At 37.8% G+C, this 21,840-nt stretch carries 15 protein-coding genes and 2 tRNA genes; 16 read left to right on the top strand and 1 reads right to left on the bottom strand.

Annotated features, from left to right (window positions below; translation table 11 throughout):
- Positions 1–63: 63 nt before the first annotated feature.
- The 14 genes from ACSAMO_RS02115 to ACSAMO_RS02050 all read left to right on the top strand — a co-directional run bounded on the left by ACSAMO_RS02115 (position 64) and on the right by ACSAMO_RS02050 (position 14,293).
- Positions 64–1,950 (top strand): S-layer homology domain-containing protein, encoded by a 1,887-nt coding sequence (locus ACSAMO_RS02115; protein WP_499209721.1) that lies wholly within the window; start codon positions 64–66, stop codon positions 1,948–1,950.
- Between the two features lie 58 nt (positions 1,951–2,008).
- Complete coding sequence (locus tag ACSAMO_RS02110) at positions 2,009–3,151, top strand: AI-2E family transporter (protein WP_499209720.1); 1,143 nt, start codon at positions 2,009–2,011, stop codon at positions 3,149–3,151.
- Complete coding sequence (locus tag ACSAMO_RS02105) at positions 3,144–4,340, top strand: BaiN/RdsA family NAD(P)/FAD-dependent oxidoreductase (protein ID WP_499209719.1); 1,197 nt, start codon at positions 3,144–3,146, stop codon at positions 4,338–4,340. Before ACSAMO_RS02110 ends, ACSAMO_RS02105 begins: the two co-directional genes overlap by 8 nt.
- Before the next feature lie 19 nt (positions 4,341–4,359).
- Positions 4,360–4,926, top strand: coding sequence for a hypothetical protein (locus tag ACSAMO_RS02100; RefSeq protein WP_499209718.1), 567 nt, complete (start codon positions 4,360–4,362; stop codon positions 4,924–4,926).
- An 85-nt stretch (positions 4,927–5,011) separates the two neighbouring features.
- A complete protein-coding gene (locus ACSAMO_RS02095) occupies positions 5,012–5,683 on the top strand; it encodes an ATP-binding protein (protein WP_499209717.1) in 672 nt (223 codons plus the stop codon).
- Positions 5,684–5,708: 25 nt separating this feature from the next.
- Positions 5,709–5,918 (top strand): 4Fe-4S dicluster domain-containing protein, encoded by a 210-nt coding sequence (locus ACSAMO_RS02090; protein WP_022230242.1) that lies wholly within the window; start codon positions 5,709–5,711, stop codon positions 5,916–5,918.
- A gap of 3 nt (positions 5,919–5,921) precedes the next feature.
- Complete coding sequence (gene vorB / locus ACSAMO_RS02085) at positions 5,922–6,980, top strand: 3-methyl-2-oxobutanoate dehydrogenase subunit VorB (RefSeq protein WP_499209716.1); 1,059 nt, start codon at positions 5,922–5,924, stop codon at positions 6,978–6,980.
- Between the two features lies 1 nt (position 6,981).
- Positions 6,982–7,737: a thiamine pyrophosphate-dependent enzyme gene (locus ACSAMO_RS02080; protein WP_499209715.1), complete on the top strand. Its 756-nt coding sequence runs from the start codon at positions 6,982–6,984 to the stop codon at positions 7,735–7,737.
- On the top strand, positions 7,737–8,273 hold the full coding sequence (locus ACSAMO_RS02075) for a 2-oxoacid:ferredoxin oxidoreductase subunit gamma family protein (RefSeq protein ID WP_499209714.1): 537 nt from the start codon (positions 7,737–7,739) through the stop codon (positions 8,271–8,273). Before ACSAMO_RS02080 ends, ACSAMO_RS02075 begins: the two co-directional genes overlap by 1 nt.
- Before the next feature lie 25 nt (positions 8,274–8,298).
- A complete protein-coding gene (locus tag ACSAMO_RS02070; protein ID WP_022230246.1) occupies positions 8,299–8,595 on the top strand; it encodes a hypothetical protein in 297 nt (98 codons plus the stop codon).
- Positions 8,596–8,671: 76 nt separating this feature from the next.
- On the top strand, positions 8,672–9,841 hold the full coding sequence (locus ACSAMO_RS02065) for an AI-2E family transporter (RefSeq protein WP_022230247.1): 1,170 nt from the start codon (positions 8,672–8,674) through the stop codon (positions 9,839–9,841).
- Between the two features lie 148 nt (positions 9,842–9,989).
- The gene (locus ACSAMO_RS02060; protein WP_499209713.1) at positions 9,990–11,102 is read left to right on the top strand and encodes an exonuclease SbcCD subunit D; all 1,113 of its coding nucleotides are present in this window, start codon (positions 9,990–9,992) and stop codon (positions 11,100–11,102) included.
- Entirely contained in the window at positions 11,099–14,179 is a 3,081-nt protein-coding gene (locus ACSAMO_RS02055) for an SbcC/MukB-like Walker B domain-containing protein (protein ID WP_499209712.1), read from the top strand. The genes ACSAMO_RS02060 and ACSAMO_RS02055 overlap by 4 nt, the downstream gene beginning before the upstream one ends.
- A 37-nt stretch (positions 14,180–14,216) precedes the next feature.
- Positions 14,217–14,293: transfer RNA gene (locus tag ACSAMO_RS02050), tRNA-Arg, on the top strand.
- Between the two features lie 54 nt (positions 14,294–14,347).
- Here ACSAMO_RS02050 and ACSAMO_RS02045 read toward each other — a convergent pair.
- On the bottom strand, positions 14,348–15,715 hold the full coding sequence (locus ACSAMO_RS02045; protein WP_499209711.1) for a sodium-dependent transporter: 1,368 nt from the start codon (positions 15,713–15,715) through the stop codon (positions 14,348–14,350).
- A gap of 162 nt (positions 15,716–15,877) precedes the next feature.
- On the opposite strand from ACSAMO_RS02045, the gene ACSAMO_RS02040 reads away from it, so the two are divergent.
- Positions 15,878–15,954: transfer RNA gene (locus ACSAMO_RS02040), tRNA-Met, on the top strand.
- A gap of 158 nt (positions 15,955–16,112) precedes the next feature.
- Complete coding sequence (locus ACSAMO_RS02035; protein ID WP_499209710.1) at positions 16,113–21,800, top strand: glycosyl hydrolase 115 family protein; 5,688 nt, start codon at positions 16,113–16,115, stop codon at positions 21,798–21,800.
- Positions 21,801–21,840: the final 40 nt, after the last annotated feature.

The following is a 21,840-nucleotide window of genomic DNA, read 5'->3' as shown; positions in this document are numbered from 1 at the left end:
AAACTGATATGTTAAAATTGATATATGTAAACCAATGTTATGTTTGGAAAAGGAGAAATTATAATGAAAAGAGTAATAAAAACAGCGTCGGCAATATTGCTTGCACTTGCTATGACAACACCTGCATTTGCGGCACCGACAGATACAGATACCACAACAGATACACCTATTGCTACACCTACAGCAGCACCGTCAACATCAATTCGCTTTACTGATATTAACAGTGAAGAATTTGCTTGGGCAAAGTCATATATTAATGATATGGCGGGCAAGGGCTTTATTTCGGGTTATGAGGACAATACATTCAGACCTGACAATGATGTAACAAGACTTGAGGCATTGTCGCTTTTCGCAAGAGCAATGGGTTCAAATGATTCTGCTAATACTGAATTATTGAAAATCGCACACGATAAGTTCGACAGTGTTATAAAAGAGTACGGCTTAAAGTGGGGGACTGATGAAATCGCATATCTGATGTATAAGGGTGCTTTGAAGAAAACAGACCTTGATACATACCTAAAAGATGATGAAAAAGATACACCGATGAAACGTTATGAGGCTGCTATAATCATAACTAAGGCAATGGGCGGCGAAGAAAAAGCACTTTCAGAATTGGGTGTAGTGCTTGATTACACAGACGCACGTGAAGTACCGTCAAATGCTATTCAGTACGTGTCTTATGCAACAGATGCGGGAATTATGGAAGGTATGGGAGAGGGCCTATTCTCACCTAATACAGCTGTTAAGAGAAGTCAAATGGCAGTTATGCTTTCGAGAACTGTAGACAAGACAAACTATACATTTGAAAAGAATAAGATAACAGCTGTTGATACCGAAAACAAGACAATCACGGCAACAAATTCAAAAGGCAAGGAAACTCAATACACATATACAGACAGTACAGTTATAAAGAGCCTTGGTGACGAAATACAAGCGTCAAGACTTGTTTCGGGTGTTGAGGCAGTGTTCGTTAAGTCGGGTAATACACTTGTAAGCGTTGACACTGTATCAAGTGAACCGGACAGAACAATCACAGGCAGATTTGTTAATTCATCTGTTAAATCCGGCGTTGTATCAATAAAGATTAAGCCTGACGATTCGGAAGAAAACGAAACTTATGAATGTGCGTCGAATATATCGGTAACATATGACGGCTCACCGGCAACTGTAAGAAGTTTTGCAGACGGTGACGTTGTAACAGTAAATCTTGTAAACGGTAAAATCGCATCTCTTGCAGGCGAATCAAAGACAACTACAATAAGCGGTGCAACAATCGAAGATATGGAAATCGGTGACGATATTAAAATAACAATCAGCCACGGAAATGATGCTTACAACGGTAAAACATATGCTGTAAGCAGTGACGTTGTTGTAAAGAAAAATACTTCAACTGTTGACCTTTCAAGTATATACAAGGGCGATAAGGTTACACTTACATTGAAGTACGGTGTAATCACACAAATCAACGCAACTTCAAGCACAAAGGTTGTTGAAGGTACAATTCAGTCACTTACTATTGCAACTAAGTCAATTATGGTTGTAAAGGTTGACAATAAGGAACAGACATATGAAATTCCAAGCGGCGTACAAATTCTTATAAACGGTGAAGAAAAGACGCTTTATGATTTCAGAGTCGGCGATATTGTAAAACTTACAGTTGAAAGTGACGCAATAACAAAGATTGTCGCAACATCAACTCAAGAATCATCGGGTTCAATGTCCGGTGTCGTTACGGGAATTAATACTTCTTACGGCGTAATCAGTGTACAGCCGGAGGGATCAACAGATTCAAAACAAGCATTCTGCAAAGACGGAAATACAACTTTTGTAACGGCTGCAGGTATTGCAAAGAAAATGAAAGACATCAAAGTCGGACAAAAGGTAGAAATTAAAGGTACAATTTCAGGCGGCGTATTTATCGGTAAGCTTGTTGTTATTGTTTCTGAATAATATATGCTTTAGATAAAAGGGCGGAAGTGTTTCCGTCCTTTATTATTAAGGAGAAAAAATGAAGAGATTTGAAAAATATTACGGATGGATAATTGCATTTGTATTTTGTGTGGCAGTTATTGCAGTGTACAAAACTTTTGATAACTTTAATAATATAACGCAGTATTTGGCTAAAATTTTTGACGCGGTAAAGCCGTTCTTCATCGCATTTATAATTGCGTATATCCTCAACATACCCGCAAAACGTATGCAAAAATGGCTTTCTAAATCGAAAAAGTCATTTATAAAAAAACATACGCTTGGTATAAGTATTATAACAATATATGTTTTGGCGATTATGGCTGTTCTGGCAATTTTGAGAATGTTAATTCCGGCATTGTACAAGAATATTATGGACTTGTATAACAATTTGCCGAATTATATAACTTCATTCCAAGACTACATCAATAACTTTGAAATTATCAAAAAATCAAGCTTGTTTGCAAATGGTATTGATTTGTACAGTGAGATGAATAAGATAGTTACGTCAATAGATATGTCGCAGTTCGGCAAGTACGCACAGGGTGTATACAATATGACAACGGGATTGTTTGATATATTTGTTGCGGTGATTGCGTCAATATATATGCTTATTGACAAGGAACGGCTGCAAAAGGGGATTTTTCGGTTGATGGGAATATTCCTAAAAGAAAAGCGTGCAAATTCAATTACGGAACACGCAAAACGTATAAATGATATTTTTACAAATTATCTTTACAGCCGACTTATGTGCAGTATTATAATGGCTGTTGTGTGCAGTATCGTGCTTATGATTATGAATGTTAAGTATGCGCTTATACTCGGTTTGTTTATCGGTGCAATGGATATGATACCGTATTTCGGTTCGATTATATCATTTGTTATTTCGCTGATTGTGACGTTCATCACAGGCGGAGTGTGGAAAGGCGTTTGGACTGGTATTGTTTTGCTTGTCCTTCAACAAATTGACGGAAATTTGTTAGGTCCTAAGATTATGGGGGATTCGCTTGAAATCAGACCTTTGTGGATTATTTTCGCTGTTACGGTCGGCGGCGCATTGTTCGGTTTTATGGGAATGTTGTTCTCAGTGCCTGTTCTTGCGATAATTCGCGCGATTATGTCGGACTATTTTACGGCCAGAGAAATGAAGAAAATGTCAGAGGAAAGTGAAAATAATGAGTAAGAAAATTGCGGTTATAGGCGGAGGGGCGTCCGGACTTTTTGCGGCGATATTTGCGGCACAGAACGGAAACAGCGTTACGATATATGAAAGCGGTGAAAGAGTAGGCAGAAAGATACTTGCAACCGGCAACGGTCGCTGTAATATGACTAATATGAATGCCGATATTGAAAATTATCACGGCAGAAATCCTAAATTTATAATGGGTGCAAGAAATAAATTTTGGGTGGAAGAAACACTTGAATTTTTCTCTGAACTCGGTATTGTAAGTAAAACCGAAGATGAGGGAAAGGTGTATCCGTATTCGGATCAAGCATCTGCGGTGCTTGATGTTTTGAGGTTTAGACTTGATTCGCTCGGTGTTAAGATTGTAACATCGTTTGAAGTCGAAAAAGTGAAGAAAAAGAAAAGCGGTTTTAATGTTATTTCATATAACGGACAGAGCGAATATGCCGACAACGTAATTGTTGCAACAGGAGGAAAAGCCGCACCGAATTTAGGTTCAAAAGGTGTCGGATATGAAATTTTAGAAAGTTTCGGTCATAAGGTGACGGAGCTTTCACCGTCACTTGTGCAGATTAAAACAGAAACGGACGTTGTTAAGAAGTTGAAAGGTATAAAGCTGAATGCAAATGTATCGCTCGGTAACTTTAAAGAATACGGTGAAGTTTTGTTTACCGAATACGGTTTATCAGGCCCTGCGGTGTTCTCGCTTTCGTCACGGCTGAAAAATCAAGAGTCGATTTCGCTTGATATAATGAGCGAATATTCAGAGGACGAATTATATAATATGATAAATGTAAGAATGTATCAAAACCCTAAAATTACGCTTGAAAATTTCTTTGTCGGAATGTTTAACAAACGTATCGGACAGGCACTTTTAAAATATTGCGGAATTGAGCCGCTTTCAAGATATGCGGTAACGCTGGGTGAAAAGGAAATCAGACGAATATGTTTGACAATAAAAAAATGGAATTTTAAAATTACGGGTACAATGTCGTGGAACAATGCACAGGTTACAAAAGGCGGCGTGATTACAGACGATTTTGACCCAAATACTATGGAATCAAAGCTTGTAAGAGGTTTGTACGCAACAGGCGAAGTACTTGATATAGACGGTGACTGCGGTGGATATAATTTGCAGTGGGCGTGGTCGTCGGGGTATCTTGCCGGAATATCCGTAGGAAAATAATATAAGGAGTGTATTTTATATGAAAGATTCAATGAAAATAACTGTAAAATATCAGTTTGTATATATGCTGTTAATGCAAGTTGCGGCATCAGGTGTGGCATTTGTGTTCGGGTTGGTTGCGTTTTGGTACTTCCTGTCAATTAATATTGCCAAGGAAATAATTTCTGTTATATTCATAGGTGTAAATTTTGCAATGCTGTATATACCTGCGAAAAACTTTGCAATAAGAGATAACAAATCGTATACACCGCTAAAGCCGAGTAAATTAAAAGGTGCTATGTTCGGTGTGCTTATTTCCGTTGTTACAGCGATTTTGATGGCACTTTTTGCATTTGTATGGGCAAAGTTCAGTGACGAAATCGGTATTCACGGAGTTGTGCCTACAATAATTAATGTAATTTTTTATTATTGGAGTTTCCCGTATAACGGCATAATGGGATTGGCGAATGGAACATATACGATTTATTCGGGTATTTTAATGCTTATAGTGCCAATATTGGCGACATATTGCGGATATATTGCAGGAAGTAAAAAGTTTGAATTTGTAGAAAAAATTGAAGAATTTATGTACGAAAAAGAGGAATAATTTATATAAAGTTGTTGAATTTTTATAAAAGCTATGGTATAATATATTTATATTTTTGACGAATTTGTTATTTATAGGAGTTGAGATGAAAAATAGAATTCATATATTTACAGGTCATTTCGGCAGCGGAAAAACTGAGGTGGCACTGAATTTTGCTCTACAAGAGAAAAAGAAGGGCGAAGATGTTGTAATCGTTGATTTGGATATTGTAAACCCTTATTTCAGAACAAATGATGCAAGAAATGTACTAATGAAAAACGGAATAAAAGTTGTTGCAAATAATTATGCGTCGTCAAATGTTGATATGCCGACAATGCCGCTTGATATTTTAAGCGTGTTTAATAATGACAATTCTGTTGTTGTTTTCGACGTCGGCGGTGACGATGACGGTGCATTGGCTTTAGGACAGTATAAACAATATTTTGATAAATACGGTTATGAGATGCATTTTATTGTTAATACAAAACGTCCTCTGACAAGAACGAATGATGAATTAATTGAAATCGCAGAGAGAATAGAGAGTGCATCACGTTTGAAATTTACGGATATATACAATAATACGAATTTATCCGACCAAACAGACGAAAATACTTTATTTTCGGGATACGATGAAATTAAAATGCTGTCAAAGAAAATGGGTATAGTCATAACAAAAAATTGCGGAATTGATAAGGCTCTTTCAAACGTTCCGACGAATTTGAAGGATACTGTATTTCGTATGAATATCTGTATTTTAAGACCGTGGGAAATACAGTGAAAACCCAACAAAGGAGTTGATTTTTTTGAAGAAAGTTATCTTCAACGAAGAACGTTGTAAAAGTTGTGAACTTTGCGTAAGTGTCTGCCCTAAGAAAATTCTTAGAATATCGGACGATAAAATGAATGAAAAGGGTTACAAACCCGCTGAAATATTTGAACAAGATAAATGTATCGGTTGTGCATTTTGTGCGACAATTTGTCCTGACGCGGCTATCACGATTGAGGAGGACTGACAGATGGGTGAAAAGGTTTTAATGAAAGGTAATGAGGCAATAGGAGAGGCGGCAATTCGTTCGGGCTGTCGTCACTTTTTCGGTTATCCGATAACACCGCAGACGGAACTTTCGGCATATATGGCAAAGAAAATGCCGAAAATAAACGGAGTATTTCTTCAAGCGGAAAGTGAAGTTTCAGCGATAAATATGGTATACGGTGCGGCTGCGGCAGGAATGAGAACAATGACAAGTTCATCAAGTCCGGGAATAAGTCTAAAGGCTGAGGGAATAAGCTATCTTGCGGCAGGAGATTTGCCGTGTGTGATTGTAAATATAGTTCGCGGAGGTCCGGGACTCGGCGGTATCCAACCGGCACAGTCAGACTATTTCCAAGCTGTAAAAGGCGGCGGACACGGTGACTATCATTTAATTGTTTTAGCACCTAATTCCGTACAGGAGCTTGCTTATTTAACAGCCGAAGCATTTAATATTTCCGATGAATACAGAATCCCAACTATGATTTTGGGTGACGGTACTTTGGGACAAATGATGGAGCCTGTCGACTTAGATGCAATACCTGAGCCGATTTACGCCGACAAACCTTGGGCGGCAAGAGGAACTGATAATAAACGTAAGAAAAACGTCGTTGAAACACTTTATCTTGAGGCGTCAGAGCTTGAAAAGAAAGTTTTGGAGCGTGAGGAAAAGTATAACGTTGTCAAAGAAAATTTGCAGCGATATGAGGCACATGATATTGATGACGCCGATATAATCATATCGTCATACGGTATTACTTCAAGAGTTGTCGAAACGGCGGTTAAGTCACTTCGTGAAGAGGAAATAAAAGTGGGCGTTATACGTCCGATAACACTTTGGCCGTTCCCTGAAAAGATTTTTAAAACGGTTAAACCGAAAGCGTTTTTGTCCGTTGAAATGAGTACCGGACAAATGATTGAAGATATTAAGCTTGCGTGTGAATGCAGTGCACCTGTTTATTTCTGCGGACGTACGGGCGGTATTATACCGACACCCGATGAGGTTGCGGAAAAGGTTAAGAGCATAATGAAGGAGGTACAATAATATGAAAACTATATTTAAAAAGCCAAATTCATTAACCGATACAGTTTTTCACTATTGCCCAGGCTGTTCGCACGGAATTGTGCATAGACTTGTATGTGAAGTCGTTGATGAACTTGATATTAGCGGCAAAACCATTGCGGTTGAGCCGGTAGGCTGTGCGGTAACGGCACATAATTATTTTGACTTTGATGTTGTACAAGCGGCGCACGGCAGAGCACCTGCAGTGGCAACGGGTATAAAACGTTCACTGCCGGACAGGGTTGTGTTCACATATCAAGGTGACGGCGACCTTGCGTCAATAGGTACTGCCGAAACAGTACACAGTGCCGCAAGAGGCGAGAATATAACCGTTATATTCATCAATAATACAATTTACGGAATGACAGGCGGTCAAATGGCACCAACGTCACTTCCGGGACAAGTTACGCAGACATCACCTTACGGACGTGATCCGAAAATACAAGGTAATCCCGTAAGAGTGTGCGAAATGCTTGCCACACTTGACGGACCGTCATATATTGCGAGAGTTTCGACCGATTCCGTACCGCATATAAAGGACGCTAAAAAGGCTATAAAGAAAGCGTTTGAAAATCAAATTAACGGTAAGGGATTTTCAATAGTCGAAGTGCTTTCGACTTGTCCGACAAATTGGGGAATGTCACCTGTTGAGGCTATGCAGAGAGTCAGAGATGAAATGATTCCGTATTATCCGCTTGGTGTTTTTAAAGATATTGAGGACGTCGAGGAGGATAAATAATGAAAAATTGTGAAATGATACTTGCCGGATTCGGCGGTCAGGGGATTTTGTTTACAGGAAAAATACTTGCGTTTGCGGCAATGCTTAAAGACAAAAAACTTTCTTGGCTACCGTCATACGGACCTGAAATGCGTGGCGGTACTGCAAATTGTCACGTTATAATAGATGATGAGCCGATTGGCTCGCCGATTGTTACAAGACCGAATATCCTTGTGGCAATGAATAAACCGTCACTTGATAAATTTGAAAATACAGTTTCGGACGGCGGATATGTGTTTATAGATACGTCGCTTATAGACAGAAGGGTGGAAAGAGAGGACGTAAACGAAATTTGCGTGAATGCTACCGAAACGGCTCATAATATAGGTAATAAGGGTCTTGCAAATATGGTTATGCTCGGTGCTGTGTTAAAGAAAACGGAATTGTTTACAATCGATGAAATTGAATACACAATGAAGAAATCTTTGCCGGAAAACAAGCATAAACTTATAGAGATGAATATAAAAGCCGTAAAAGAAGGATATAATTTAGTATAGAGAGATTAAAAGGAGGATTTTGGTTATGGCAGCGGTAAAAAAGAAAAAAGGTCTTATGTACAAAGGTAAGCCGCTTTTAAGATGCGGGAACAGAATTTATTACGGAAATTTGGAAGATAAGCTTATTCTTGCTCTTGACATCGTGGAAAGCAGTAAAAAGCAAGATGTGGACGTATCTACAAAAGTTAAGGTACAGATTATGGACAACACAGGTGAGCTTGGCAAAGGTCAGGTTTATCGTAAGTGCGAAAGAGAAAATCTTTATAAGGCTATTGACATCGGTGAATGGTGGCTGCAAGACGCTATGAAAATGATGGGCTAATTAAATTTAAGCTGTTGCATTTTTATGTGACAGCTTATTTGCATTTATAAAATCATAATCTGAAAGGGTGAAAAATGTGAATTTAACCAAAGAAAATGTAAAGAAAATTTGCGGAATAATATTGTTCACGGTTGTAGTGTTGGTTATAGTGCAGAACTACGAAAAGGTCGGAAACGCTATAGGACTTTTGTGGGGAATAATTTTTCCGTTTGTTTTGGGCGGAATAATAGCTTTTATACTTAATATACCTATGAGAGCGATTGAAAAGCTACTGTTCAAAAGCAAAAACGGAAAACAAAAGAAATACGCAAGACCGCTCAGTATGATTATAACTTTTCTGCTTGTAATCGGAGTGATTGCGGGTGTGATACTTATTGTTGTGCCGCAAATAGGCGGAACTGTGAGAGAACTTACAAAATCGGCAGAAGCATTTTTTCCTAAAGTACAGAAATGGGCAGAGGATATGTTCAGTAATAATACGCAAATCCACGATTGGATTGCAAGTTTGCAGTTCAATACCGACAAACTTATGGATACTGCGATAAATTTCTTACAAAACGGTGCGGGAAACGTTTTAAACGGTACATTTACGGCGGCAAAAGCTGTTGTATCGGGAATAACGGCATTTTTTATCGGCTTAATATTTGCGTTCTATCTGCTTGCAAAAAAAGAAACACTTCAAAGACAAGTCAATATGTTTATGCAGGCGGCTTTGCCTGAAAAAATAGTGAATAAAATAACGTATGTCGCAAAATTGAGCAATGAAACTTTTTCAAACTTTATAACGGGACAATGCCTTGAGGCGTTGATTTTGGGTACAATGTTCTTTGTTACATTGTCAATAATACGATTGCCGTATGCACTTTTGATTGGAGTTTTAATCGCTTTTACGGCACTTATACCGATATTCGGTGCGTTTATCGGCTGTATTGTGGGTGCATTTTTGATGATTATGGTAAGCCCGATGAAAGCACTTATATTTGTAATTGTGTTCATTGTACTTCAGCAGATAGAGGGTAATTTAATTTATCCGAAAGTTGTCGGCGGTTCGGTCGGCTTGCCGTCACTTTGGGTTTTGGCGGCTGTTACAATAGGCAGCAGTCTTATGGGCGTGGCAGGTATGCTGTTCTTTATACCGTTTACATCGGTGATATATACGCTCGTGCGAGAATGGACATATAAACGTCTTGAACAGAAAAAAACAAAAGAAAATAACAATGATGAGAGTAATGAAAGCAGTGTGTAAAGCACTGCTTTTTGCGTAATCTTTTATTATAACACATTTTGAAATTGTGTGCAAATAAATAATTTTAAAAATAAAAAATCGCTGATTTGACAAGAATTGAAAGTCGGGTTAAAATAGTGATAACAAATTAAAGCAAAGGAGAAACACAATGAAGTTTATACACTTATCCGATTTGCACATAGGAAAACGCGTGAATGAGTTTTCTATGATAAATGACCAGAAATACATACTTGAACAAATACTTAATATAATCGCAAATGAAGAAATTAACGCGGTTATTGTATCAGGCGATGTGTATGATAAATCGATACCTGCGGTCGAGGCGGTTACGGTATTTGACGATTTTCTTACGGAGCTTGCCACGAAAGATATACCGACATTAATAATAAGCGGCAACCACGATTCGCCGGAAAGATTGGGGTTCGGAAGTAAAATAATGCAGAATAACGGTGTGCATATATATTCGGTTTTTGACGGTGAACTTCACAAGGTGAAAATTGATGATGTTAATTTTTATATGTTGCCGTTCGTAAAACCGATAATGGTAAGAAGGTTTTACCCCGAAGTTGAAACGTATGAGGACGCGGTAAGGACGATTATTGAGAATACGGATATTGATAAGTCGCAGAAAAATGTTATACTGTCACATCAATTTATTACAAAAACAGGTGCGGAAACAATGCGAAGTGATTCAGAAAGTGTATCTGTAGGCGGTCTTGATAATATTGATATATCGGTGTTTGATGATTTTGATTATACGGCTTTGGGACATATCCACAGACCGCAGTCGTTAAGTGAAAAAGTGCGATATTGCGGTTCACCGCTGAAATATTCATTCTCTGAGGCAAAATACGATAAAACCGTTACAATAGTTGATGCAGATGATTTCTCAGTGCAAACAATACCGTTAAAGCCTTTGCACGATATGCGAATGATTAAGGGCAGTATTGAAAATATATTGTCTAAAGAAGTAATAAATGCGGCGGATTCTGATGATTATTTACATATCACGCTTACCGACAAAGACAATATAATAGACGCAATGGACAAAGTGAGAAGTGCGTATCCGAATGTTATGCAGCTTGAATTTGAACGTGATATGAAAGGAAATACAAAGGGGGTATATGAGGCGACAGGTGTCGGAACTAAGCCTGATAATGAACTTTTTTATGATTTTTATAAGTTACAGAACGGTGTAGAAATAGACAGTGAAAAAGCCGAGTTGGTCGATTCGATTTTAGAGGAGGTGAAAGAAAATTGAAACCGTTAAAGATTACAATGAGCGCATTTGGACCTTATGCTGAAAAAGTGACAATAGATTTTGAAAAATACCAAAACGGTCTTTATATTATAACAGGTGACACAGGTGCGGGAAAATCAACGATATTTGACGCAATAACCTTTGCTTTGTACGGAGAGGCGGCAACACAAAGACGTGAAAATACTATGCTTAGAAGTGACTTTGCAAAAAAAGATACAAAGACGTTTGTTGAGCTGGAGTTTATGTACAGAGGTGAAGTGTATAAAATAAAGAGAAATCCGAGATATAAGCGTGAGGGCTTGAAAACAGAGGAAACACCGAAAGCGGAAATTACATATCCCGACGGAAGTGTGAAATCGGGTGTAAAAGAAGTGACGGCGGCAGTTACGGATATTTTGAAAATCGACTGCGGACAGTTTACTCAAATTGCAATGATAGCGCAAGGTGAGTTTTTAAAACTGTTGCTTGCAGGCACGGACGAACGCGGAAAGATATTCAGAAAAATATTTAATACCGATTTATACAGGCGTTTTCAAGATCGTGCGAAAATGTTAGCCAATGATGCAAAACGTGATTATGAAACTGTAAAAAGCAGTATTGAACGTGAAATAAAAGGCGTTGTAAGCGATAATGAAGATGATTGGATTTTATATGATTCAACAAGGACAGACGAATTTATAAATGCACTGATGAAGTTGCTTGGCGATTGGGAAAAAGATAAAAAGAGTATTACGGCGAAAGAAAAACGTTTAAAAACAAAATCGCAGAAACTTTCAGACGAAATCAGTTTGGCGGAAAATACAAATAAGTTTATCGAATCGCTTGAAAAGGAAGAAGAAACACTGAAAAAGCTAAATGATGACAGTGAAAAAATCGAAAGCTTAAGAAAAGATACAGACAGACTTGAAAGTGTTAATAAGGACGTAATACCTATTTTAACAATGCTTAAATCGTATCGCGAAAATGTCGGAAAACTTGAAAAAAGTATTTCGACAAACAAAAAAGTGCTTGAAGAAAATACAGAAAAACACGACGAATTAAAGAAAATCTTTAAAGATGAAAAAGCAAGAGAAAATGAAAGGAAAACGCTTTCGGTAAAGGCAGTCGGATTGAAAAATGAACTTGAATATTATGATGAATATGAAAGTTTGAAAAAGGAAACCGCAAAAAATCAAAAGTCATTGAAAAAGGCTAATGACGAGTCGGAAAAATTAAAGGCTACATTCAATGATGATAAGAAAAAAGCAGAAGACGAAAAAATTAAACTTTCTGAATTGAAATCAACCGAAGTCGAACTGCAAAAGGTAAAGAGCCTGTATGAAGAAAAAGAGAAGCATAATTTTAAAATACAAAAGGTTATGCTTGACTGTGACAGTTTGAAAAAGCATCAAAAGAAACATAAGAAACTTTCGGAGCAATATACAGATGCTGAAAAGTTATATAAGCAAACTTTAGAAACTTATAATAACGGTTACAGTTTATTTTTACGAGAGCAGGCGGGAATATTGGCAGAGTGCTTGAACGAAAATGAGCCGTGTCCCGTATGCGGTTCAACAGATCATCCTTGCATTGCTCAAAAAAGTGATACCGCACCTTCGGAAAATGAACTTGACGAAATGAAACAACGTGCCGATATGGCAGATAACGAGTGCAGAAAAATTGCCGATAAAGCAAGTAAAGAAAAGAATGAATGTGAAAAAATTGAAAATTCAATTAAAACCGCACTTGAAGATATGGATATTGAAACTGAAAATACAGTCGAAGAAATTGCGGAAAATATCAAAAATGAGCTTGCAAATGCAAAAGAACAGCTTGAAATTGTTGAAAAACGCAATACAGAAAGAATTGAATGTGAATTAAATTTAAACGCATACACCGAAAAATGCAATCAAACCGATGAGAAAATCAAAGAAATTACGGCTAAAATCAATGATTTGAAAACGGTTATAAACGGTGACGAAAACAAAATAACGGCACTTGAAAAAATGATAAGCTGTAAAAACAAGTCCGAGGCGGAAAAGGTGCTTGACGATTTAGAAAACAGGATTGATGAAATGCAAAAAAGTTTTGAAATTGCCGAACAAAACTATAATGAATGTGTCAAAGTCATTGACAATGCCAAAGCTGTTATAAACGAAAACGAGCCTTTGGCTAAAACGGAAAACGAACGTATAAAAAAGCAGGAAGAAAAGCTTGAAAAAGCAATGCAAAAGTACGGCATTGATAATGAAAATACTCTTGAAATATTGGTAAGTGATATTGAAAATATATCAGATATGCGTGATGAAATCAAGAAGTATGACAATAAATTAAGTGCTTGCAATGAGAGAATAAAGATGCTTAAGGAAAACATAGGTAAGGCAGAAAAGACTGATATTGAAAAATTAAAGGCAGATAAAGAAGAAACAGAAAATTCATTGGAGGAAGTAACGGAACAAAAGAACAGCTTGACTGCTAATATCAGTATAAATAAGCGTATAATGGACGAAACGCAGAAGTTGAAAACGGAACTTGACGAAAGCGGAAAACGATATTCTACATATCTGAATATTTCGCAGACGGCAAACGGTGAACTTTCAAAACGTCAAAAAATTGCGTTTGAGCAGTACATTCAGTCGGCATATTTTAGGTCAATTCTAAATGAGGCCAATAAGCGTTTTTCGTATATGACAAACGGTCGTTTTGAACTTGTAAAGCATGACGGCGACAGTAATTTGAAATCTCACAGCGGTCTTGATATTGATGTGTTTGATAATTATACCGGCAAGCAAAGGAGCGTTAAATCATTGTCGGGAGGTGAGTCGTTTAAGGCGTCATTATGTATGGCACTCGGACTTTCGGAGGTTATACAACGTAACGCAGGCGGTGTTAAATTGGAGTCAATGTTCGTTGATGAAGGATTTGGTGTACTTGACAATGAATCACTTGAACAGGCGATAGAAGTGCTTAATTCGCTTTCGGAAAGTGACAGAATGGTAGGTATTATATCGCATATTTCAGAATTGAAAGACAGAATCGATAAAAAGATTGTCGTGAAAAAAGGCTCTGCGGGAAGTACGGTTGAACTCATAAATTGATTGACAAAGTAAGACGCATATGTTAATATTAATATATGCGTCTGTAGCTCAGTTGGATAGAGCACAAGATTCCGATTCTTGGTGTCGCGGGTTCAAATCCTGTCAGACGCACCAAAAAAGTCATAGCAAAGTTTACTTTGCTATGACTTTTTTTAATCCGATTTTATGTTATATAAATGTATTAACAATTCCCTGTATCAAAAGAATAAGCATAATAATCGGCATAACGTATTTATAATACGGTTTAATCCATCTTGGAATTTTCGGACCGACACCGGTATTAGCCTCTTTAAGATAATTGTCAAAGCCCCAACCGCGTTTTGATATACAGAAAAACAAGTACATAAGCGAGCCGGCAGGCAATATAAGGTTACTAACAAGGAAGTCCTCAAAGTCAAGAATAGTTGACTCACCGCCTAATGGGTGGAGTGATGATAATATATTAAATCCGAACACGCAAGGCAATGACAACACCGATATAATTACTATATTAATAAGTACGGCTTTCTTTCTTGTGATATTAAATTTTTCAACGCAACAAGTCAGTATATTTTCAAACAATGCAATAACCGTAGAAAATGCCGCGAAAGTCATAAACAGGAAGAACAAGCTGCCCCAAATTCTGCCGCCTTTCATTGAAGTGAATACGTTAGGCAATGTTATGAATATAAGGCTTGGGCCGCTGTCGGGTTCAACGTTGAAAGCAAAGCATGACGGAAATATGATAAGTCCTGCGATTATAGCAACGAATGTATCAAGCAGAGCAATATTTATTGATTCGCCTAAAAGAGTTCGTGATTTATCAATGTAACTGCCAAAAATCATCATTGATCCCATACCGATACTAAGTGTGAAAAATGCTTGGTTCATAGCGGTTGTTATAAGCTTGAAAAATCCTACTTCCTGTATTTTTTCAAAGTTCGGCAGAAGATAGAATTTTACACCGTCTATACCGCCGTCAAGTCTGACTGCGTGTATTGCAAGAATTATAATAAGTCCGAGCAGTGCGGTCATCATAACTTTAGTAATTTTTTCGACACCTTTTTGAAGTCCCAATGAGCAAACTCCAAATCCCAAAACAACAACAACCAACATCCAAAATGTCATGGTAGCGGGGGAGGCTAAAAGGTTGTTAAATGTATTTTTTACGTTAGCGGTGTCCAAACCGACAAATCCGCCGACGGCAAATTTATAAAAATAATATAACATCCAACCGGCTACTGTGGTATAGAACATCAAAAGTATATAATTGCCGGCAATCGCAAAATTAGAATGTAAGTGCCATTTTGTACCTCTCGGCTCAAGCTCCTGGTATGCTTTAGCGGTACTCTTTTGACTTGCACGACCTATGGAAAACTCTATTGTCAAAACAGGAATGCCGATTAAGGCAAGGAAGAACAGGTAAAATAACACAAATATTCCGCCGCCGTAATTTCCTACAATATAAGGGAATCTCCAAACATTGCCTATACCAATCGCACAGCCGGCAGACAGGAGAATAAATCCCAATCTCGATTTTAAATTTTCTCTTTCCATATATATAATAAATCCTTTCAAATATATTGCTTTAAACATTAACGTGTATCATAATAACACAGATTTCATCAAAAATCAAACTTTTTTAAAATTTTCTAAAAAATTTTTAAAAAAAGTGTTGACAAAATGATGTAATGCGTGTATAATAAATTTTGTTGTTACGGCGGTATAGCTCAGTTGGCTAGAGCATGCGGTTCATACCCGCAGTGTCAGTGGTTCAAATCCACTTACCGCTACCATAAACTCAGATTTCTATGAAATCTGAGTTTTTTTGTACTTAAAATCACTAAATGATAATATAGTTAAATAAAATCATTAATCTGCGAATATAGTCATAGAAAATATATCTTTATTAATATATAATTAAATTAACTAATATATTATGGAGGAAAAGTATATGAAAAAGTTTATTTCAGCACTTATTGTGACGGCAATGATGATACCGACAGCCGTACCTATGACGGCGTTAGCAGACAATACGGTAAATAATTCCGTGTCGGGTTACGTTTCTATCGACACAGGTGTTAAGCTTATCGGAAAAGATAAGCAAGCTAAAATTTATGTTGACAGCAATGATTATGAGAGTGTAATTCGTGCTGTGGGAGATATGAAAGATGATTTATCGGACGTATCGGGGCAAACTGTTACGATTAATGCAGATATTCAGTCAATGTCAGATGAAGTAAAAATTTCTGGTATTAATATTTCATCGGCAAGTATGTCTGTTGACGGTTACAAGTTGCTTACGGAAAACGGCAGAGGCATTATTGCGGTGTACAACACTGACGGAACGATAGAAAAGGTGCTTATATCGGAGGACAGTATAAACAGTACAAACGGAACGGCACATTTTAAAGAACTTCCGAGTTTTGACGGTAAAACGGTAAAAGCATTTGTGTGGAAAACAGAAAATGACAAATTGACTGTTACACCGATTGCAAACAGCTATACATATACCGAAACACCGAAAGCGACTATGCCGGCAGATACCGATTGGAGCGATGCAAATATTATAGTCGGTACACTCGGAAACAGTAAGGCGATAGATTTGCTTGCGGAAATGGGAGCGATTGACGTTTCAGAAATAAAGGATAAGTGGGAAAGTTTTACCGTTCAAGAAAACGGCGGTAATCTTATTATTGCTGGTTCGGATAAACGCGGTACGATTTACGGCATATATGATTTCTGTGAAAAAATCGGTGTGTCACCATGGAAATGGTGGGCGGACGTAAAGCCTGAAAAAGCGGACGAATTATATATCAATCTTCCTAAAGAGGGGTATACGGAAGATGAGCCGAGTGTTCAATATCGAGGGATTTTCCTAAATGATGAATACAACTTAAACCAATGGTCAACCTCAATGGGTGACGGAAATATGAATAAGGAAACGTATGAAAAGATATACGAGCTTATTCTTCGCTTAAAGGCTAACACTCTATGGCCTGCTATGCACCCGTATTCAAACGCATTCCATTTGGACGCCGAAAATGCGGTGCTTGCCGATAAATACGGTATAGTTATGGGATCCTCACATGCTGAGCCGCTTTTGAGAAATAACCTTGGTGAACTTTATCCGTATCAGCAACAATGGCTTGCGGATCACCCTGACAAAAAGCTGTACATCAATACAAAGGACGACAGCGGCAGAGCGGTTTCGTATATGTGGACTGATCATGACAGTGACGGTAATGCGGTTGATAATAAGGAGTTTTTGGCTGATTACTGGCGTGACAGTGTAAAGACAAACGGCAGTTACGAAAATATCTATACACTTGGTATGCGTGGTGTTCATGACGGTTCGTTCTCGACTAATATGGATACAACAACCGCATTAAACGAAATTATTGCGACACAAAGAAAAATCCTTGAAGAAGAACTTTGCACAGACGGTCGTAAAATTGAGGATATACCTCAAATATTCATTCCGTATAAAGACATACAAGCGATATACAACACAGGAGCGTTAAAAATTCCCGATGATGTAACAATTATGTGGACAGATGACAACTACGGATATGTACGTCAAAATGCGGATGATGCGGAACGTGCAAGAGCAGGTAAAACAGGTATCTACTATCATATTTCTTATTACGGTTATCCTACGAGTTATCTGTGGCTTTCAAGCACACAGCCGGGACTTATTCGTGAAGAACTTAAAAAGTCATATGATATGGGTGCAAATAAGGTTTGGATATTAAACGTAGGTGACTTGAAACCGGCTGAAAAAGAAATTGAATACTTTGCCGATTTGGCTAAAAACGTATGGTCAACATCAAATACAGAAATCTCTTCAATATATGAGCAGAACGCAAAACGTGATTTTAATATGAATGAAACGGACGCAAAAGAATATGCTGATATAATGGATAAGTATTATGAAATTGCAAACGCAAAGCGACCTGAATTTTTAAGAACAGGTGATTTCTCGATGACTGCATACGGTGATGAGGGTGAAAGATATATAAACGAATATAAAGATATTTGTGCAAGAGCGGAAAAGCTATACGAAAAACTTCCGACAGATAAGCAAGCGTCATTCTTTGAACTTGCATTGTACCCTATACGTACCGCAACAAATATGGCTATCGACTATGTACAGACTGACAGAGCAAATCTGTATGTAAGCCAAAACAGAGGTGCGGCGGCTAATAAGTATGCTGAAGAAGCTGATAATGCGGTTAAGCAAATCAATACGGATATGGCTTATTACAACTCTATGCTGGACGGCAAGTGGAATAACATTATGAATAACAATCCGTCAAAATTGCAAGGTTGTGACGCGCATATAACAACAGAACTTAACGCACCGAAAGTATCATCGCTTGATTATACCGAACTTGCGGTAATGACCGATTCACAGACTGATTATTCGGATAATCCGACTATGACAGTTTCAACTTATGATACATATGATAAATTTATTGACGTAATTAACAAAGGTTACGGCGGACTTGACTATGAAATTACGTCAGACTCAAATGCACTTGTATTTGACAAGACAAGCGGAAAGTCATACGGCAGTGACAGAGTGCATATAAGCGTTGATAAATCAAAGGCGGCAGACGGAGTAAGCAATGCAACGGTTAGCGTTGAGCAAAAAATAGGTGATAATGTTGTTGATACAAAGCAGATTGCCGTAACAATCGAAAATCCGACAGAACAAATTTCAGAAAAAACATATGTTGAGGCAGGCGGAGTTGTTTCGATAGAAGCTGAACACTACACAGATAAATTTGATGTAAACGGCTATGAATGGAAAGAAGAGAAAGACTTCGGCAGAAGCGGAAACACAATGAAAGCTTATCCTGAGACAGCCTCAAATGCAAAGGAAAGTGATTTGACCAATTCAGCGGCATATATGGAGTACAAGGTTTACTTCACAAATGCAGGTTCATACACATTGGACGTTTATCGTATGCCTACTCTCAATGAACGCGGAACTATGCGTTTGGCGGTAGCGACAGATGACGGTACTCCTATCGTGTTAAGCGGGAATAATAAATACAGCGGAAGCAGAAGCAAGACGGACGCATGGTCAAAAGGCGTATTGTGCAACAGTGAAAAGCTTACAACAAAGATTAATGTTTCTGAGGTTGGGTATCATACTGTAAGAGTGTACAATGTGTCAACAGGCGTAGTCATAGACAAAATGGTGCTTTCTAAGAATAATATAAATTCGTATTTCGGCGCACCTGAAAGCTACAACACAACATATAACACAACAAAAGAAACATCAACCGTAACGGAAGATACGGAAGTCAGCGGTATTGACAAGACATATGAGCCAAAGGCGGTTGTAGGTAATGTGTCAGTGGAAAATAATACTGTAAAGACTGTTGATTTAATCGGTTTAACCGAAAATACACAAAATGCGGTTGTATTTACTGTCGGCTATGATAAGGACGGCAATGCGGTATCAACAGCTATGAATAAAGCTGAAATAAACGGCAAAACAACGGTAAATGTCAATTTGGCTTTAGCAGATAATACAACGGCATATGCGATATATGTAGTAGATAATTTAACAGATATGCAGCCGATTGCACCGTTTAAAATGTTCGGTAAGATTAAGTCAGAGGCAGAGGACAACTATATAACTCTAAAAACAGATTTCAGTTCTTTATACGGTAAAAAGTCTGTTGTATTGGCAGCTGATTGCGAAATATCGGAGGATATTACGGCGGATAATATTAAGTATGTATACGGCGAAATACTTGACAGTGACAGCTACAAATACATTCCGTGGAATGAAGAAGAAGGAAAATACTATATTCGTGTCGGAGTGGATAAGGACAGTGCTTATGATGAAACAAAGAATACTGTAAAAAATATAACTCCTGATACTCAAGGCGAAGAAACACAGGTAAGCAGGTGGACATTTGATACCGACTTAAACGATACTAACGGTGCAAATGCGTTTACATTGACAGGTGATACGGTAAACAATAACGGTCAGATTTTGATGAACAATTCAACAAAAGGTACTTCAATGGGAAGTGCGTCAATGCAGTATGCAAACCCTGTAGTAACTTCACAAGGCGAAACATTGACGGTTGAATTTGATATTACATTTGGTAAGCATAGCGGTAAAACAATGTCATACAGCCTTACAGATGCAAACGGCAAAGTAATCGTATCAACACAAATTTGTGCATATGATTTATCGGGTAATACGAATGTTAAAATAGGCGGTAATGATGTTCTTGATGATTATTCAAAATTGTCGGCGGCAATATCAAGAGGAAATAACAGCTCATCATCAAATAAACCGACTCACTTTAAAAATGTAATTGATTTCGGTTCAAATAAGGCATATGTAACCGTATCATATGACGGCGGACAGACTGCTGAATTTACAGGAAAAATCGGCGACAGTACAGGAAGTCTTGGCGGCATAAACTTCAGTTCAAGTCATGGATATGCCGACAGATCGTGTATTGTTGATAATGTAAATATCAGCAAAGTCAGCGGACCGCAGTATAAAATGACATTCGGTGCGGTTGATTCGAAGAGTGAGGAAAGTGTTGACGCGAATATTGTCGTTAAAGACGGTATAAGCGGTGCAGTGCTTACACCTAATTCAAACGGTGAATATTTGCTTTGCGAGGGTGATTATTTAATCAGTGCAACAGCAGACGGTTACCGTGACGCAGGACAAAAACTTGAACTTTCACAGGCAACCGAATCGAAAAATATCACTGTACCAATGGTTTCTGCAACTGATTTAACAAAGGCGAATATTGCGATTAAATTTAAAGACAATCAAGGTAATGATATTATGGAAAGCGTAACGGAAACGGGCGATTTTTATGTCGGAGATAAGTACACCGTTTCGGCTGATTACCGTAAAGAACAAGTTGTTAAACGTGACGGTAAGGTGTACACATATAAGTATAACGCAGAAAAGTCGGTATATACTGCAGATAAACTTGAGGAGAATAACATATTTACTCTTGTATATGATATAGACGGCGAATATGATTGCTATGCTGATTTTGAAAATTATACTATTGATGACAGTGTATTGACATACGGTGGCGGAAGTCCTAAATTGACTGTTGCAAAGAATAATGAAAACGGTTATTTAAGCTATGCGTCAACGGGTTCAACGGTAGGAGTATGGCAGAAACTTGATACTATAGATTGTACAAATAAAACGGTTACGGTAAATGCCGATATTAAATTTGCACCAAAGGGAACAGCGGGTAACAGTCAATTCTCAATCGGCGATACATCTCCGAAATTTGACAGTAACAACGTGAATTACGGTTTTGTAAACAAAAGTAAAAAATATGACGGACATATAATTGCGGTTGAATACAATTCCGGAAGTACATTGCTTGTAAACGGTCAAACAGTGTCAAGCGATTTTGTCGGTTCATGGATACACCTAAATGCTGAAATTAATTTCGCTACAAAGAAGATTAATGTGACTTTGAAAAATGATAGTGACATAACAGCCGAACTTAATGATTTGGATTTCTACAGTTCAAATGATATAACGGAAATAGGCTCATTCTACCTTAGAGCCGCAAAGTCTAACGGAACGGTAGGTCTTGATAATCTTACAATGGTTTGTGAATAAAATGGTTATAACATAAAATCAGGTCGGTACAATACCGACC

The organism is Ructibacterium sp. SJQ-7 (assembly GCF_054696575.1).
The sequence above is the reverse complement of the archived record's forward strand: the minus strand, read 5'-3'. Positions and strand labels throughout refer to the sequence as shown.